Consider the following 15530-nt stretch of genomic DNA (forward strand, 5'->3'; position numbering starts at 1 on the left):
ATCATATACGAAAACCGACTCTTTTCAAAACTTTATCACAAAAATAAATGTGAGCTGCCATCCATTCATAACCTTAAATATTCATGTAATTAACGATTAAGGAACTTATCCTTCTTGGTCGGCCTTGTCATCCTTCTGATAAGGATTCAGACTGTCTTGCAGCAGCCGTTTGACTTGCATACGCAGTTCTTTCGGATATATGACCTCGGCCTCCGGCCCGTATTTCAACAGGAGCCTGGATACATATCTAAACTCTTCGGCCGGAATATGCCCTTGCCATTCCTGACCCCGCCATTTCTCATCGGAAATATTTTGGAAGAGCGGATCTGATTGGGCCATCCGGACACCAAACGAGGTAAATTTTATTTTGGACGGAATCCCTGTACGCGAATCCTCCGCAGTCAACCATTCCTTAAGGGTGGGAAGGCTGGATAAGGTGTCTTCCAGTATGGTCATTGTAATCACTCTATCGGAGCGGTACAAAATGATCCGATCTCGGCTGTGCGCAGGCATGTACCAATATCCGTGATCAAAATAGAGTCCCACCGGATATACTTCAGTCCATTTGTCCCCGGAAGCGGAGCGGTAAAGCATGTTCACCCGGCGTTTATTCAGCGCAGCCTCCAAAATGAGCGAGGTATAGGGAGACTCTGCGTAAGTCGGCACCATCCGAAAAGCGATATAATCCTTGAATTGATCAATACTATCCCTCACATCCTGTGGAAGCTCGGCATAATAATGCTCGGACAGATGCTCCCGCACCGATCCGAAAGGGACATCTGGGATGTTTTCCAGCAGCTGCAGCATGAGAAAAAGACCAAATGCCTCATCGCGGGCAAGATGAAGGGGAGGAAGAAGTCGATTGGGAAGTGCCCGATAGCCTCCATGAGGTCCGGTTTCGGTATAGAGAGGCAGCCCAGTCTGCTGCAAATAGTCGAGGTCTCTTTGAATCGTCCTGACGGAGACACCAAACCGCTCGGCCAGCTCACGTGCCGTATATTTTTTTCGGGAATCCAGTATTCTCATAAGTGCGATTCTGCGTTCGTTCATACCGTACTCCTTTGAATATAGATGTTCATTTCAAATGATCGATTCAACTACGACAAAGTATGTCATAAATATATTGTAACATAGGTGATAGAAAGGAGTGATGAACCATGGATGCTATAAAATCCAACGAAGTCGTATTGTATATTGCCGTGAGTCTTGACGGGTATATTGCGCTGCCGGATGGTTCGGTGGACTGGTTGTTTGATGTCAAAGGGGATGGTGGCGACAATGGATATGCCGACTTTTACGACACTGTAGGCACGGTACTGATGGGCAGGCTGACGTATGAAGAGGTATTAAAACTCTCCGATGATTTCCCCTACGCTGGCAAGCCTTGTTATGTACTCACCCGGTCATTAAGGGAGCATGAGCAAGCACCGCATGTTACGTTTACGGACGAGGCTCTGACTGAGCTTGTTCCGCGTCTGCAGGAGCAAGCGGAAGGAGCGGTATGGCTGGTGGGTGGCGGCCAGTTAGTTCAAGCCTTCATCCAAGAGGGACTGCTGAATCAGGCGATCATTACGATCATTCCCAAAGTGCTTGGGCAGGGAATACCGCTATTCCCGGAAGGCATGCTGCCAAGTACGTTCAAGCTTGAAGAAATAGAGCGTCGCGGGGATCTGGTTATGTTGCATTATCTTGTATAAGCAAGTGCAGGTTTTATAGTTATATCATTCTATTAATAGAAAAGCCCTCGTATTTCAGGACCATATCTCTCCCTGGAATACGAGGACTCTATTGCAACTTCAGTACTATCATCCAATCGATGTTCCATCAGGCAGCTTAACATCTGGTTTTAAGAGAACCACGTCCCCTTTATCCGGCAGCCCGCCAAGAACCAATACCTCTGAATTAAATCCGGCTATACGTCGCGGGGGGAAGTTGACCACCCCAATGACTTGTTTCCCAATTATTTCTTCAGCTACATATCGTTTGGTGATTTGTGCACTAGACGTTTTAATTCCGATCTCTTGTCCAAAATCAATCTCAAGTTTGATAGCTGGTATTTTTGCTTTTGCGAAAAACTCAGCCTTAACAATGGTTCCAACACGAATATCCAGTTTCAAAAAATCCTCAATCGTTGCCATTTAGAATTCTCCTTAATTCTTAGCTACTGTATTTTTAGCAGCTGTATAGTTCATAGATTTTGTCCAGAAAAATCCTCCCATACCCAAGAGTGTCATAAACCCTCCTATGAATTGAAATATAGAGGTTGTTTCACCCAAAAATAAATAGGCAAGGATGATAGCGAGGACAGGTTCCCCAATAATACCTACAGAAACAGTGGTTGCGCCCAAAGACTTTAATAACTGATTAAAAATATATTGTCCAAAAATGGTTGGGATTACTGCAAGTAAAAAGAAATATGTCCAATCAACAGAGTCATATTCTGTCACTGAATAATGATTTAACAAGCTATAGACCAACATGATGCTCCCGCCAATAAAGAAAACAATAACACTGTACAAATTGGTCCCTATTTTATGACTGACCTTTTGTCCTGCCAACATATATGCTGAAATGAAGATTGTTCCTAGTAAAGATAATCCATCACCTATTAACGCTTCCCTTGAAATCCCTATGTCTCCCCAAGCGATGATTATTGAACCGAAAAGGGCAGCTATCAAACAAAGAATTGTTAATATATTGGAGCGTTCATTGAACATGAAGTATGAACCAACCATTACAAACAAAGGTTGTAATGCTAAAATGACCATCGAGCTTGCAACAGAGGTATACACCAATGATTCCATCCAACATAAGAAGTGTAACCCGAGAAACAGGCCAGCTAAAAAAATGGTACCCCAATCTTTTTTACCTAATCGCAAGGATCGTACCGTTTTCCAGGGTACAAAAGGAAGCATAATGACTACTGCCATGTACAATCGGTACATTCCAGCCACTGAGGTGGGAGTATCCGAAGATTTAATCATGATGGAAGAGACAGAAACAGATAATATGCTGATAAAAAGTAAAATATACGGATGAAACGCTAACTTTGATTTCTTTATTTTCACCTTATTATGCCTCCAAGATGTTTTATCAAACTGTCTGTGCACAAGACAGTTTGATAAATGAAAGATCGGATATAATAATATCACCACTCCTCCTTTTTTTGTGCAATAATATCATTGAATTATATAGCAATATCGCCATCGGAAAGGACTTCTATCATGTCTAAACCATTGCACGAGACTATTTTCTATCCGGATGCTTCATTTCCATACATTATGTACACCCATACTATTCATGAAAGTACTCCTGAAGGTAGAGGGTTTAACGATTTACATTGGCATGAAGAACTACAAATCACTTTGGTTACGAAAGGAAAACTAGTTATACAAGTTAATGGGATTAATCATGAATTAGAAACAGGTCAGGCCATTTTAATTAATAAGGGGGTCCTGCATGTTACTACACACCTGACACATAACGGTCAATACGTGAGTTTTAATTTTCCTGAGAAGCTACTGGCCTTTTATGCAGATAGTGCGATGGAAAAAAATTATGTACTGCCTTTTACAAACTCTCTCTTGTTGTCACTAGTAATCAAGGGGGATGTTGAATGGCAAAGTAAAGTACTGGACATGCTTTGGGATATGAAAAATAGATTTGATACCCAAAAAAACTGGGGATGGGAATATGAGGTTTCGATCAAAACTGTACAATTATGGTTCACCTTAATTTCCAACATTTCGCTTTCTTCTGAGGAAGCACCTAAATACTTAAAGCTGCAACAAGAAAGACTTCAATTAATGCTCAGCTTCATCCATCAGAACCACCCCAATAATATAACACTGCAAGAGATTGCTGATGCAGCGCATCTAAGTGTTTCGGAATGCACTCGCAGCTTTAAGAGAACCATTCATATGACACCTTACGACTACTTAATTAAGTACCGTATCAAGAAAGGCAGCGAACTATTAGTTTCAACAGATTATACAATAACCGAAATAGCCCGCAGAGTTGGTTTCAATCATGTAAATCACTTCATTCAGTCTTTTAAAAAACATCATCATATAACACCCAACAATTTTCGGAAATTTAGAAATAAAATCAATGATTAACATAAATAAAGCCTGTCGAGTTAACTTCGACAGGCAACAGAACATGGATTGCATGAGTCCCCGGTTTCGTTCCAGCTATTTGCTTTTTAGATTATCCCACGTGCTCTGGAAATCCTCCAGCAGCTTTGCGGCATCCGACTTGCCTGCCACATAGGCTTGCATTTGACTCCCGAATTCCTGCTGCGCTCCTTCAGGGTAGCGGTTGAAGAACCAGCCCAGCAGCTTGTTCTCCTGGCTATATTTCACTACTTCGGCACCCAATTGGCCCATATCGGCCTCGGCCCCTTTGATGCTTTTGAATGCCGGAATGAATTTGAACTCCTTCGTAATATACTGTTTGCCCTGCTCGGATGTCACCATCCAGTTTAAGAATTCCTTGGCCTCGGCTTTAACAGCAGAATTTTTATTAACCACCCAGTTGTTGGCGACACCTACAAATAGCTTATCTCCAGCGGTTGCGTCCTCACCAATCGGCATAGGCAGAATACCCAGATTCAGCTTCGGATTAATCCCGTCAATTTGGACCTGCGTCCAGTTCCCCTGCTGCATCATCGCTGCCTTGCCAGTGGCAAAATTCGTTACCTGGGTATTATAATCCGTCGTCAGCGGCTTCGCATTGCCATACTTGAGCGTCAGATCGAACAGCTTCATCCACTCGGCGAATACAGCATTGCCCGGAATTTTCGCGGTTCCATCATTCAATCCCTTAATGAAGGCTGCCGGGTCCGGCTGATTGGCAAATGCCACGTTCAGCAAATGATTGCCCAGCACCCAAAACTCCTGATATCCATTCGAAAAAGGAGTAATCCCTGCGGCTTGCAGCTTTTGAGCGGCTCCCTCCAGCTCGGACAGTGTTTTAGGGGTCTCGGTGATCCCCGCCTTCTTGAACAAATCCTTGTTATAAATAAACCCGTACCCCTCCAGGTTCATCGGCTGACCGTACAACTTGCCGTCTTTGGTCATCGGCTCCTTGGCCACATCGACCACATCACCGACCCAAGGCTGATCGGACAGGTCCTCCAGATATTCCAGCCACGTATCCAGCTCACGGTAGCCTCCGACGTTAAAAATATCCGGCTGTTCGCCAGATGCGAACTTGGCCTTTAGCGCAGCCCCATAGTCACTACCCCCGCCCACCGTCTGAATATCGAGCTTGATTCCCGGATGAGATGCTTCATATTCCGTCTTCATGCGATTTAGCGCTTCTGCAATCTCCACCTTGAATTGGAAAATATGAACCGTCTTTTCCTTCACTTCCGCTTTGCCTGCATTTTGTTCGCTGCCACTGCTGTTGCAACCTGCCAAAACCAGCGCAAAGGCAGCGAAAAGCAGAACCAGCGCCTGGGATTTCTTTTTAAAAGAACGTGTTTTCATATACATGTTCCTTTCTATATTAAATTTCAAATAAGATGAACTCGAAAAATTCCCACCTTTATTTGTTTATTCAGGGGAATCTGGAGGCAACAGCGATGGTAAGTACCCTCCGTTTGCGGAGTGGCACAACATGAATATTTTCAGTTCATCCCACACTCAGCCTTTGACCGAACCAGCCATAATGCCTTGAATAATATATTTTTGCATGGCCAGAAAGAATACGATGACCGGCAAAATGCCCAGTACCAATGCGGGCAATGCCAAATCCCACTGCTTCGTGTATTGTCCGAAAAAGGCATAGGTAGCGATCGGAATCGTGCGCAGTTCAGCCTTTTGCAGCACCAGGGACGGCAGGAGATAGTCATTCCAGATCCAGAGCGTATTTAAAATAATCACCGTCACCATCATCGGCAGCATCAACGGATACACAATGCGGAAAAACACGCCGTAAGGCGTACAGCCATCCACCGTTGCCGCCTCCTCTACCTCGATGGGTACACCTTTGACAAACCCGTGAAAAAGGAAAATGGACATAGGCGCCCCGAAGCCCAGATAGCAGATCACCAGGCCACCAATGCTGTTCATCAAGTCCAGCGTACTAACGACTTTGACCAAGGGGATCATCACCGATTGAAAAGGAATGACCATCGCAGCCACGAACAGGCTGAATAATACCCGGTTATAACGCGTCGGATGCCGAACCATCCGGTAAGCAGCCATTGAGCTGATGAGCACCAGCAGCAAATTGCTGGCCACCGTCACGACAAGCGAATTCCATAAGGCTTCGGGAAAACGCGTAATGCTCCACGCCCTGGCATAGTTGCTCCATACAAAAGTTTGTGGCCAGGCCGCGGAATCGGTGAGCAGGTCACCAAAGCTTTTGACCGAATTCACGAACAAAAAGTAAAACGGAACGAGGAATAACAAAGCGACGAGAATCATGACCAGCTCAGTCGTCCATGTTCCAAAACGGTAGCGCTTGCTTGTTTCCATTTACGCCTCCACCTCCCGGCTTTTCGTCAGGCGCACCTGAAGGCTCGTAACAAGCGCAACTATAATAAAGAAAATGAGTGCTTTGGCCGTCCCCAATCCATAGCGATTATTCACAAACGCTTCATTATAAATATTGAGTGCCACCGACTCCGTAGACCCGAAGGGCCCGCCCTTGGTCAATGACAAATTAAGATCGAACATTTTAAACGACCATGATATCGCCAGGAAAAGACATACGGTAACGGCAGGCATGATCAATGGCAATATAATCGACCTTAATATTTGCATCCGGCTCGCTCCGTCAATTTCGGCCGCTTCCAGCATCTCCCGAGGCACATTGGTCAGGGAAGAAATATAAATGACCATCAAATACCCAGCAGTTTGCCAGATAAACACGATCACAATGCCCCAAAAGGCCGTAATCTCGTCTCCCAGCCAGGATAGATTAAAGAAAGACCAACCCGTACTTTCCCCAATCGCGGCAAACCCCTTGACGAAAATAAACTGCCAGATAAAGCCGAGCAGCAGCCCTCCGATCACATTAGGCATGAAAAAAATAGTCCTTAGCACATTTTTCGTTTTTAGCGGCTTGGTTAGAAAATACGCCAGCAGAAAACCCAAAACATTCGCAGCCACCACTCCAATCACCGTAAAACGGATCGTAAACCAGAACGCTGTCCTAAATTTATCATCATCCCATAAAATGTGATTGAAATTATCCAACCCGACCCACTTCGCCTGATTGGCAACCCCATTCCACTCTGTAAAAGAATAGTACATTCCCAGGATGAAAGGGATTACAATAATGATAACGAAAAATAACGTCGACGGCCCTACAAAAATCCATTGCTGGAGCCATTGCGACGACTTGGCGCGGTTCAAACCGATCCCCCCCTTTTGTTGTCTGTTGGTGTCTGGAACGCTCCTACGGTTTTCCCAGCAAGTAGCATGGACGCTTTGACCGTATGACTGGCGGTTCACATCTTCATTATGTCGAATAAGCGCTCTGGAGAACACGCAAGATCGTGAACCATTAGGGGGAAATTATTGACCTCTGGCTTGTCTTGAATCGTGAAAGGAGCCATCTGTATGAAATTTCATAGCATTCGTTCCCGTCTGATCTGGTTTCTGCTCATTGCAGTCACCCTGCCGCTGCTGCTATCGATGACCATGACCTTCCTTCTCACCAAGCAATCTCTGGGAGAGCAGGCCACACAAGAAAATGAACGGCTTATTTTTCAGGGAATCACGAATTTGGATAACTACTTGCAGGGATTGAATCGGGCATCCATCGGGGTCTATAATGACCCTCACTTTCTGCGCAATCTGGCCAAAATTCCCGATGATTACCGGGCTGTCGCCGAAATTTACACGACACTACAGACGATGCTGAATGCTTCACCAGGCATCGATCAGGTGTATTTGCACTCTTTTCAGGCAGCGCAATCTACCCTGATTACCAGCACGGTCCCTCTTCGGGAATTCCGGATAGAGGCCTTCCCCGGCTCTGTTCATTACGGTTCCTCAGGATTATTCATACAGCCATCGCATAAAAAGCATTTGTACGGCTTTTCGGCGGTTTCCTATGCAGAGCACGACACACAGCGGCAGGTATTTACACTCCATCGGGCGATTCGGAACATTCCTTCCTCAGAGACGCTTGGAGTACTGGCCATAGATGTTCGTCTGGAGCCGCTACGCAGCATTTGCCGTCAATTGTATAATGCGGATACAGAAGAGCTGTTCCTGGTCGATCGGCACGGTACGATCATATATAGCGGAAATGAAGCAGCAATTGGAACACGCTGGAAGGAATCCGGCCTGCTCAATCGAATTTCTAATGAAGGCGGGCACGGAGTAATCGAGGATGATACGGCGCTACACGTGTACGGCAAGCTGGATGCCAGCCTGTCAGGCTGGACGCTCGTTAAGAAAATCCCCAATCGAACGCTTTATTTACGGGCCACTCGCCTGACCCAGATCAATGTAGTTATTGCAAGCACGGCGTTGCTGCTTGTCATTGTCGCCACGCTATGGATTTCCATCAAAATTACGGAGCCCATTAAGCGACTGACTCGCTACATCAACCAGATCCAGTCGGGTCAACTCGATGTAGGCATTCGGGCCATGAGCAACGATGAGATCGGCGTGCTGTCACGCAGCTTCAGACAGATGATGGATACCATCAACAACCTCATTTTGCGGGAATATAAGTTGGAGCTGGCAAACAAGACACACCAATTGAAAGCGCTTCAAGCACAGATTAATCCTCACTTTTTATATAATACGCTACAGTCTATTGGAACGCTGGCTCTGCAGCATGAGGTGCCGCGAATCTACTCTCTGCTTTCCTCCCTCGCCAAAATGCTGCGCTATAACATGCGGGATCATACAGTCGTTACACTCAAGGAGGAGGCCGAGCATGTAAGGCAATATCTTGATTTGCAAAAAGAACGCTTTGGGGAGCAATTAGAGGTGACTTACCAGTGGGATGATGAGGTGCTGAATGACCCTGTGCCTAAAATGATTCTCCAGCCGCTCGTCGAAAACTACTTCAAACACGGTGCTGATCCCCGGCTGGGTCCTGGTAAAATTCACATTACAGGCTGCCGAATTCACGAAGGAATGGTAAGAATTAAAGTGGAAAATAACGGAGCATCCATTCCGCAGGGCGAGTTGGAGCAGCTTCAGCATATGCTGAAACGTCCGCTCAAAGCCTACGAGGAGCCGAACACCAGCGAACAGGATTCCATTGGACTCCGCAATGTTCTATTGCGTATTCAGCTTCACTCGGAGGACGGTTCTAATACCTTGTCTGTAGACAATGTTTTGCCTCATGGCGTTCGTTATACACTCGAAATTCGTACCGAAGCTCATACCGGAATTCATATTAAGGGAGAGTGATCTGTTATGAAGGTCCTGATTGTGGATGATGAAAAGCATGTGCGCCATGCCATTCGGATGCTTGTACATTGGGAGGCTTGCGGCGTGACCGAGGTGATCGAAGCCGAGTCGGGCGATCAGGCGATTGAGGTTATCACCGCCCTTTCCCCACCTGTTGTACTCACAGATATGCGGATGCCCGGCAAAGATGGAGTAGCCCTGATGGAGTGGATTCAGCTCCATTCCCCCGCGACCAGAGTCGTAGTGGTAAGCGGCTATGACGATTTTAATTTGGTCCGACAGGCCATCCGCCGGGGAGGCATGGACTATATTCTCAAGCCTGTAGACCCGGTAGAGATTAACGAGGCTCTATCCAAAGCCACTAAGGCCTGGCGAACAGCGGAGCAAGATCGGCGCAGGCAGACGCTACAGGCCATTAAAGTAAACCGGATGAGGCCGCACTATGCGGATAAGCTCTTGACTGAGCTGGTGTCCGGTACGACGAACACCACTCTTTCCATCACGCCCTTGCGCGAGGAGCTAGGTCTTCCCGCAGTGATTCAAATGTGCAATGCAGCCGTGATGAGCATTGCTCAACTGGATGCCGATATGCTGGATAAATACAAAACGCGGCGTCCGCTGCTGGGCTTTTCCCTGATTAACATCTGCAATGAGTTTCTCATGGCCTCCCAAACCGGCATTGCATTCCGCCATCTGGAGCGTATGGACGAAATTATTTTGCTGTATTGGGGCGAGCCTTCCCGTTGGCCGCAGCTCCTGCAGGATATCCATGCAGGGATCAGAACAGCATTGCGCTGCCATATGCATATCGGAGTTGGCTCTTTCGGCGCCTTTCCCGCGGCGGCTGTTACAGCCTACCACGAGGCCCGGCAAGCATTGTGGAAGAGAGATGTGTTGCAGGCCACCGATTGGCTGCATCCTAGCTCTCTTGCACGACAGTCCGTGCGTCTCCCCCGGCTGCCCGAGATGGAAGAGGAGCTGCGACTTAGCGCGCTTAGCTGCAATGCCAGTCGTGTAGCTGCAACGGTAGGCCGCTGGATAGCAGCTGTTGCCGAGCTGCCTTCGGTTACGGTGGAGCAGCTTGCCAGCTGGAATCAGGAGTTGGATTGGATGCTGGCCCGTTGGCTGAATGACAGACCCGGAGATACCGAAGGCGAGGAACTGACCGATGGAGCAGGCTCCATTCCTGCCCTGCCCATCGACAATCGTGGTCTGCTATCCCTGCCCTTATGGAGCAAGCAGATCGAAAACCGAATGCTGGCAGCCGGTCAGGCGCTTACACCAAGCCATAGTCCCAATAACCCGACGATCCATAATATTGCCCGCTATCTGGATGCCCACTACGACGAGGATATTTCTCTACAGGATATGGCGAGCCGTTTTTACCTCAGCCGGGAATATATCTCTCGCAAATTCAAGCAGGAATACGGCGTGAATCTGTCCGACTATCTGTGCCGGATCAGGATGGACAAGGCGAAGCTGCTGCTGCTGAATGACAAGCTGCGACTTCATCATATAGCTGGTATGGTCGGGTATCAGGATGAAAAATATTTTGGCAAGGTATTCAAAAAACTGGAGGGGGTCACGCCTGGCGAATTCAGAAAACGCCATGCTGCAAATCTTCAGCCGTAATCGCGTACAGCACATGATCTTCCCAGACACCATTAATCTTCAAATAGTGTAGTGCCAGCCCTTCTTGGCGGAATCCGCCTTTTTCCATCACTCGAATAGACGGCGTATTCCTTGGCATGACCCCGGCCTGAATACGATGCAATCCCAGTTCACTCAAGGCATAACGTACAATATCTTTCACGGCGGAGGTGGCATAGCCTTGTCCGTGATATGCAGGGTCTACAAAGTAACCCAGATTCGCGTTTTGAAAAGGGCCTCTCGCTATGCCCGACAGCTCCATTCTGCCGATCAGCTTATCATTTTCCGGCAGAAAAAGTCCAAACGTATATCCTTGTCCCGCTTGTGCAGTCTCAAGACCGACGGAAATCAGACGTGCCTGTTCTTCCAGCGTAAAGTAAGCCTCAGCTCGTTCCGGCTCAAACGGCTTGAAAAAATCAAAATTTTCACGTCTGATTTCCAATAATCGTTCTGCATCATCTACTTGTAAAAGCCGAATATGCAGCCCGGGATGGGTGGGCTTTATCGAAGCCAAGCCATTGGCTTTATGTAACATTTCCAGCTTCCTTCTTTCTCTGTTATTGATATGCTTTGTAGTCATGGAATACAGAACAGGAAAATACCCCGGGTGTATACAAGCAACCCAGGGTATCTCCCATCTATTCAAAATTTAATCCATTATCCAAAATTTAATCCGTAACAGGCAACCAGCCAGGAACCGTCGTCAACGCCCCCCACAGGTAGTCCGGAATGACCAGCTCCTGTTGGGCTTGCTTGGACAATGCCGTACGAATGGTATCTTCTGTGCCGTTTTCCACCTTCTGAACCCATTGCGGCTCCATCAAAAGCGGACGTCCGAGCGAAACAAGCGGTACACCTGTCTCCAGCGCTGCAAGCGCCTCGTTCGGTGTATTCAGCGACCCAACTCCCATAATCGGCACGCGATTTCCAACTTTCTCATGAATGAGAACAGTACGTGACCGTTCGTCGCTGCGGTCACGGAACGAACCGCCGAAGAAATGGTTGACGGAAATGTGCAGGTAATCCAGCCCTTCATCTGCCAAACGATCTACGAGCACCATCGTGTCGTCCAGCGTGATGCCAGGCGTGTGTCCTTCTTCAGGAGACAACCGATAGCCGAAGATGAATGGTTGCTTCGCATGCGCGGCGATCACTTTTTTCACCTCATGGACAATCGCCAGCGGGAAGGCCATACGTTTTTCAAGGCTTCCTCCCCACTCATCGGTACGAATGTTGGAATGCGGGGAGAAGAACTGCTGCACCAGATAACCGTTCGCGCCGTGAAGCTCCACACCGTCATAACCCGCTTCAATCGCGCGGCGAGTCGCTTCGCCATAGGCGCGGATGACACGGTGAATATCCTCGGATGTCATTTCACGCGGCACAGGTGCGCCTTCTTTTTCCTCGGCTACTGCGCTTGCACTGATTGGCTGTCCGTCCGGAATTTGATCCGGTGGACACAGGCGACCGCCATGGTAAATTTGCAGGATCGCTTTCGCACCCTCCCCATGAATCGTGTCAGCCAGACGACGCAGGCTCGGAATCATGTCGTCCTTGTCCGCACCAAACTCATTCACGAAGCCCTTGCCGTCTGGAGTTACATACACGCAGGCCGTAATAACTGCGCCCACCCCGCCAGAACGTTCACGGTAGTACGCCAGCTCCTGATCACTGACCTCGCCATTTTCATGGGAAGCAAAATTAGTCATAGGAGCCATCGTGATCCGGTTTTTCAACGTAACGCCAGATGGCAGGGTAAAAGCATCAAATAAAGGGTTATATTTCGGGTTCATTCGTTCTCTCTCCTTCAGTTTAAGTCAAGTCAGATGGGCAATCGAATATGAATTCGATATTACTTTACTTCCATAACAAAGCTTGTATACTGTTGCTTACTTTAATACAGTGGTTATAATAACCACAGTATAATGATTCGCTTTTATAAAGTCAAATCCAACCTTTCTGACCTTCCTTAAATGTCCGGAAACCTGGACCTTAGCCACTGTCACAAGCCAGCGACAGTAGTTTGTGACGAGCAACTTATGACAAGTAGCTTAATTGCTCCCACCTAAGCTATTCTTCTCCTCCCGGCGGGAAAACCAGGTGGCGAGCAGTGAGCCGGAAATATTGTGCCACACACTGAAAATCGCGCTCGGTACAGCAGCAATCGGATTAAAATGAGCGGCTGCGAGCGCAGCGCCCAATCCTGAATTTTGCATCCCCGTTTCCAATGTAACGGCTTTACGTTTGGAAAGATTCATGCCGAACAGCTTGGCAAACCAGTACCCGAGCAGGAACCCGATGCCATTATGCAAAATGACTACCGCAAAAATAATCGGGCCGGTTTCCAAAATCTTGCCCTTGCTGCCTGCAACCACAATGGCCACGATCAGTACAATCGCCAGCGTCGATACAAGCGGCAGTGCCTTGACACTCGCATCCGCCTGTTTGCGGAATAGCGATTTGACGATAACGCCCAGCACAATCGGTACGATAACCACGATCAGAATATCCATAATCAGCGACTTGGCGTCTATATTCATCCAGCGCCCGGCTAGGAGGCTAATCATGGCCGGGGTCGCCAGCGGAGCAATCAGCGTCGACACTGAAGCAATCGACACGCCGAGCGCCACGTCACCCTTTGATAAAAGAGTCATTACGTTGGACGCAGTTCCACTTGGGCAACAACCTACCAGAATAACTCCCACCGCAATATCCGGTGGCAGCTGCAATACTAGCGCCAACACATACGCGAGAAACGGCATAATCAGATAATGCCCGACTACACCAATAGCCACATCCACCGGACGCCGGAATACTTCACGGAAATCAGCCGAGGATAAGGTCAGTCCCATGCCGAACATGACGATGCCAAGAAATAGCTGTATGTATCCTTTCAACCCTATAAACGCCGCAGGAAAGAAAAATCCCAGACATGCAAATAAAAGTACCCAGATGGAAAAGGTTCCTCCGACAAATTTCCCTACTTTCTCCAAACCGTTCATCCTTCTTGTCTCCTTACTTCTTACGTCGTTGGCACATCATGTAAATTGTCGATTCAGATTATATAGTGCTTAAAATTTTTATCATTGTACTACATTTATGACTACATATACATAAAACTTTTCATAAATATGGTTTTTGCAACTTTTCCCGCTAGGACATATTTGGTAGCAAAGTGGGTATATTCGTAATAGAAGATGGTGACTAGTCGGTCATTTTTGTTCGTCACTCGTTTAGGAGGGAATATCTCTATGTCGCGAAGCCATCCGTATACATGGTGGAATATCCTTGCATTCATCGCTGTTATCGTCGTTAATATCTTGGCTTCTACGCTTCCCATCGGCGATAGGAGCACTGCTGCTGTATCCAATATGTATCCAACCTTGACAACACCAGCAGGCTATGCCTTTTCTATCTGGTCGCTTATCTACCTGCTGCTCGCCTGCTTTGTCGTGTATCAAGCCACACCTACAGGGCAGGCCAAGACAAGTGTTCAATCCATCGGTATTTTCTTTATTCTAAGCTGTCTCTTCAACATCATCTGGATTTTCCTGTGGCAGTATATATATGTAGAGCTGTGCGTCATCGTCATGATTTTGTACCTGCTCTCCCTAAGCGTCGTATACGTACGTACCCGCACGCCACAACCAACTCGCGGGGAAATGTGGTTTGTCAAGCTGCCATTCAGCCTGAATCTCGGTTGGGTGTCCGTTGCTACCATGATCATCATCGCGGTTGCCCTGAAAAAAAATGAATGGAGCGGCTGGAGACTCCATGAAACTACATGGGCAATCATCCTCCTGCTCATAGGCACCGCATTAGCCATCATAGTCAGCTTCCCTTATCGTGACAGCATTTATCCCCTGGTATTCGTATGGGCCTACGTCGCCATCGCCATCGAGCATCCAGACCATGAGAAGATACGGCTGGCTGCATGGATCTTGGCGGCAATTATTCTGGTGTACGCGCTATGGCTATTCTTGGCCCGCAACCGTGATCGGGATTAAGGAATTAGGATCATTCACTAACAAGTGCAAACGGGTGCCCCTATTGCAGAGGCGCCCGTTTGGCTTGTCATTTTTATTCTAACGAGAATATTGGACCTATTCGCCCTTCCATGCAATGACTTCAATCTCCACCAGTGCATCCTTAGGCAGACGGGCTACCTCCACCGCACTGCGAGCCGGATACGGTTGCTCGAAGAAAGAGCTGTACACTTCATTGACGCTGACAAAATCGTTCATATCCTTCAGGAATACAGTCGCTTTCACAACCTGGTTCATGCTGCTGCCTGCCGCTTCCAGAATGGCTTGTACGTTGCTCAGGGACAGGCGCGCCTGCTCCTGTACGTCTTTACCGAACTCACCTGTCGCCGGATTCAGTCCAAGCTGTCCTGAGGTGTAAATAAACCCGCCCGCCTCTACCGCTTGACTATAAGGGCCGATAGCACCGGGTGCTTTTTCAGTTGCAATTGTTTTCTTCATATCTGTT

15 protein-coding genes are annotated in these 15530 nt (G+C 47.6%); 5 read left to right on the plus strand and 10 right to left on the minus strand.

All coding sequences use genetic code 11. The annotated features are described in order from the left end of the window. Positions 1-105: 105 nt before the first annotated feature. Entirely contained in the window at positions 106-1050 is a 945-nt protein-coding gene (locus KQI_RS0115285) for a helix-turn-helix transcriptional regulator (RefSeq protein WP_010347675.1), read from the minus strand. A gap of 107 nt (positions 1051-1157) precedes the next feature. Here KQI_RS0115285 and KQI_RS0115290 point away from each other — a divergent pair, with 107 nt between their 5' ends. Continuing rightward, entirely contained in the window at positions 1158-1697 is a 540-nt protein-coding gene (locus KQI_RS0115290) for a dihydrofolate reductase family protein (protein WP_010347676.1), read from the plus strand. A gap of 108 nt (positions 1698-1805) precedes the next feature. On the opposite strand, the gene csaA is transcribed toward KQI_RS0115290, so the two are convergent. Together csaA and KQI_RS0115300 are read right to left on the minus strand one after the other, a co-directional pair. Beyond that, positions 1806-2138 (minus strand): chaperone CsaA, encoded by a 333-nt coding sequence (csaA, locus tag KQI_RS0115295; RefSeq protein WP_010347677.1) that lies wholly within the window; start codon positions 2136-2138, stop codon positions 1806-1808. Positions 2139-2150: 12 nt separating this feature from the next. Next, on the minus strand, positions 2151-3068 hold the full coding sequence (locus KQI_RS0115300) for a DMT family transporter (protein ID WP_029390179.1): 918 nt from the start codon (positions 3066-3068) through the stop codon (positions 2151-2153). Positions 3069-3224: 156 nt separating this feature from the next. Here KQI_RS0115300 and KQI_RS0115305 point away from each other — a divergent pair, with 156 nt between their 5' ends. Then, positions 3225-4118: an AraC family transcriptional regulator gene (locus KQI_RS0115305; protein WP_010347680.1), complete on the plus strand. Its 894-nt coding sequence runs from the start codon at positions 3225-3227 to the stop codon at positions 4116-4118. Between the two features lie 75 nt (positions 4119-4193). Here the strand turns inward: KQI_RS0115305 and KQI_RS0115310 are convergent, their stop codons facing one another. From KQI_RS0115310 to KQI_RS0115320, 3 genes are all read right to left on the minus strand, one after another. After that, the gene (locus tag KQI_RS0115310; RefSeq protein ID WP_010347681.1) at positions 4194-5492 is read right to left on the minus strand and encodes an ABC transporter substrate-binding protein; all 1299 of its coding nucleotides are present in this window, start codon (positions 5490-5492) and stop codon (positions 4194-4196) included. Positions 5493-5648: 156 nt separating this feature from the next. Beyond that, the gene (locus KQI_RS0115315; protein ID WP_010347682.1) at positions 5649-6485 is read right to left on the minus strand and encodes a carbohydrate ABC transporter permease; all 837 of its coding nucleotides are present in this window, start codon (positions 6483-6485) and stop codon (positions 5649-5651) included. Beyond that, the gene (locus KQI_RS0115320; RefSeq protein ID WP_010347684.1) at positions 6486-7367 is read right to left on the minus strand and encodes a carbohydrate ABC transporter permease; all 882 of its coding nucleotides are present in this window, start codon (positions 7365-7367) and stop codon (positions 6486-6488) included. It abuts the gene before it with no gap. Positions 7368-7574: 207 nt separating this feature from the next. On the opposite strand from KQI_RS0115320, the gene KQI_RS0115325 reads away from it, so the two are divergent. After that, the gene (locus KQI_RS0115325) at positions 7575-9389 is read left to right on the plus strand and encodes a sensor histidine kinase (RefSeq protein ID WP_010347685.1); all 1815 of its coding nucleotides are present in this window, start codon (positions 7575-7577) and stop codon (positions 9387-9389) included. A gap of 6 nt (positions 9390-9395) precedes the next feature. After that, positions 9396-11021 carry a response regulator gene (locus KQI_RS0115330; protein WP_010347686.1) on the plus strand — a complete coding sequence of 542 codons (1626 nt, stop codon included), beginning with the start codon at positions 9396-9398 and terminating at the stop codon, positions 11019-11021. Here KQI_RS0115330 and KQI_RS0115335 read toward each other — a convergent pair. From KQI_RS0115335 to KQI_RS0115345, 3 genes are all read right to left on the minus strand, one after another. Further along, a complete protein-coding gene (locus KQI_RS0115335; RefSeq protein ID WP_010347687.1) occupies positions 10987-11574 on the minus strand; it encodes a GNAT family N-acetyltransferase in 588 nt (195 codons plus the stop codon). The genes KQI_RS0115330 and KQI_RS0115335 overlap by 35 nt on opposite strands. A gap of 133 nt (positions 11575-11707) precedes the next feature. Continuing rightward, positions 11708-12832: an NADH-dependent flavin oxidoreductase gene (locus KQI_RS0115340; protein WP_010347688.1), complete on the minus strand. Its 1125-nt coding sequence runs from the start codon at positions 12830-12832 to the stop codon at positions 11708-11710. A gap of 258 nt (positions 12833-13090) precedes the next feature. Continuing rightward, the gene (locus KQI_RS0115345; RefSeq protein ID WP_010347689.1) at positions 13091-14041 is read right to left on the minus strand and encodes a bile acid:sodium symporter family protein; all 951 of its coding nucleotides are present in this window, start codon (positions 14039-14041) and stop codon (positions 13091-13093) included. 249 nt (positions 14042-14290) lie between these two features. Here KQI_RS0115345 and KQI_RS0115350 point away from each other — a divergent pair, with 249 nt between their 5' ends. Then, entirely contained in the window at positions 14291-15046 is a 756-nt protein-coding gene (locus tag KQI_RS0115350) for a hypothetical protein (RefSeq protein WP_010347690.1), read from the plus strand. 96 nt (positions 15047-15142) lie between these two features. On the opposite strand, the gene KQI_RS0115355 is transcribed toward KQI_RS0115350, so the two are convergent. Beyond that, positions 15143-15523, minus strand: coding sequence for a RidA family protein (locus KQI_RS0115355; protein WP_007428554.1), 381 nt, complete (start codon positions 15521-15523; stop codon positions 15143-15145). Positions 15524-15530: the final 7 nt, after the last annotated feature.

The organism is Paenibacillus peoriae KCTC 3763, from assembly GCF_000236805.1.
Classification (GTDB): domain Bacteria; phylum Bacillota; class Bacilli; order Paenibacillales; family Paenibacillaceae; genus Paenibacillus; species Paenibacillus peoriae.

What these genes read in the sequence shown, in the direction of transcription:
- KQI_RS0115350 (WP_010347690.1), top strand. Translation starts at nt 14,291, where the DNA reads ATGTCGCGAAGCCATCCGTATACATGGTGGAATATCCTTGCATTCATC.
- csaA (WP_010347677.1), bottom strand. Translation starts at nt 2,138, where the DNA reads ATGGCAACGATTGAGGATTTTTTGAAACTGGATATTCGTGTTGGAACC.
- KQI_RS0115335 (WP_010347687.1), bottom strand. Translation starts at nt 11,574, where the DNA reads ATGTTACATAAAGCCAATGGCTTGGCTTCGATAAAGCCCACCCATCCC.
- KQI_RS0115330 (WP_010347686.1), top strand. Translation starts at nt 9,396, where the DNA reads ATGAAGGTCCTGATTGTGGATGATGAAAAGCATGTGCGCCATGCCATT.
- KQI_RS0115285 (WP_010347675.1), bottom strand. Translation starts at nt 1,050, where the DNA reads ATGAACGAACGCAGAATCGCACTTATGAGAATACTGGATTCCCGAAAA.
- KQI_RS0115355 (WP_007428554.1), bottom strand. Translation starts at nt 15,523, where the DNA reads ATGAAGAAAACAATTGCAACTGAAAAAGCACCCGGTGCTATCGGCCCT.
- KQI_RS0115325 (WP_010347685.1), top strand. Translation starts at nt 7,575, where the DNA reads ATGAAATTTCATAGCATTCGTTCCCGTCTGATCTGGTTTCTGCTCATT.
- KQI_RS0115340 (WP_010347688.1), bottom strand. Translation starts at nt 12,832, where the DNA reads ATGAACCCGAAATATAACCCTTTATTTGATGCTTTTACCCTGCCATCT.
- KQI_RS0115345 (WP_010347689.1), bottom strand. Translation starts at nt 14,041, where the DNA reads ATGAACGGTTTGGAGAAAGTAGGGAAATTTGTCGGAGGAACCTTTTCC.
- KQI_RS0115305 (WP_010347680.1), top strand. Translation starts at nt 3,225, where the DNA reads ATGTCTAAACCATTGCACGAGACTATTTTCTATCCGGATGCTTCATTT.
- KQI_RS0115310 (WP_010347681.1), bottom strand. Translation starts at nt 5,492, where the DNA reads ATGAAAACACGTTCTTTTAAAAAGAAATCCCAGGCGCTGGTTCTGCTT.
- KQI_RS0115315 (WP_010347682.1), bottom strand. Translation starts at nt 6,485, where the DNA reads ATGGAAACAAGCAAGCGCTACCGTTTTGGAACATGGACGACTGAGCTG.
- KQI_RS0115290 (WP_010347676.1), top strand. Translation starts at nt 1,158, where the DNA reads ATGGATGCTATAAAATCCAACGAAGTCGTATTGTATATTGCCGTGAGT.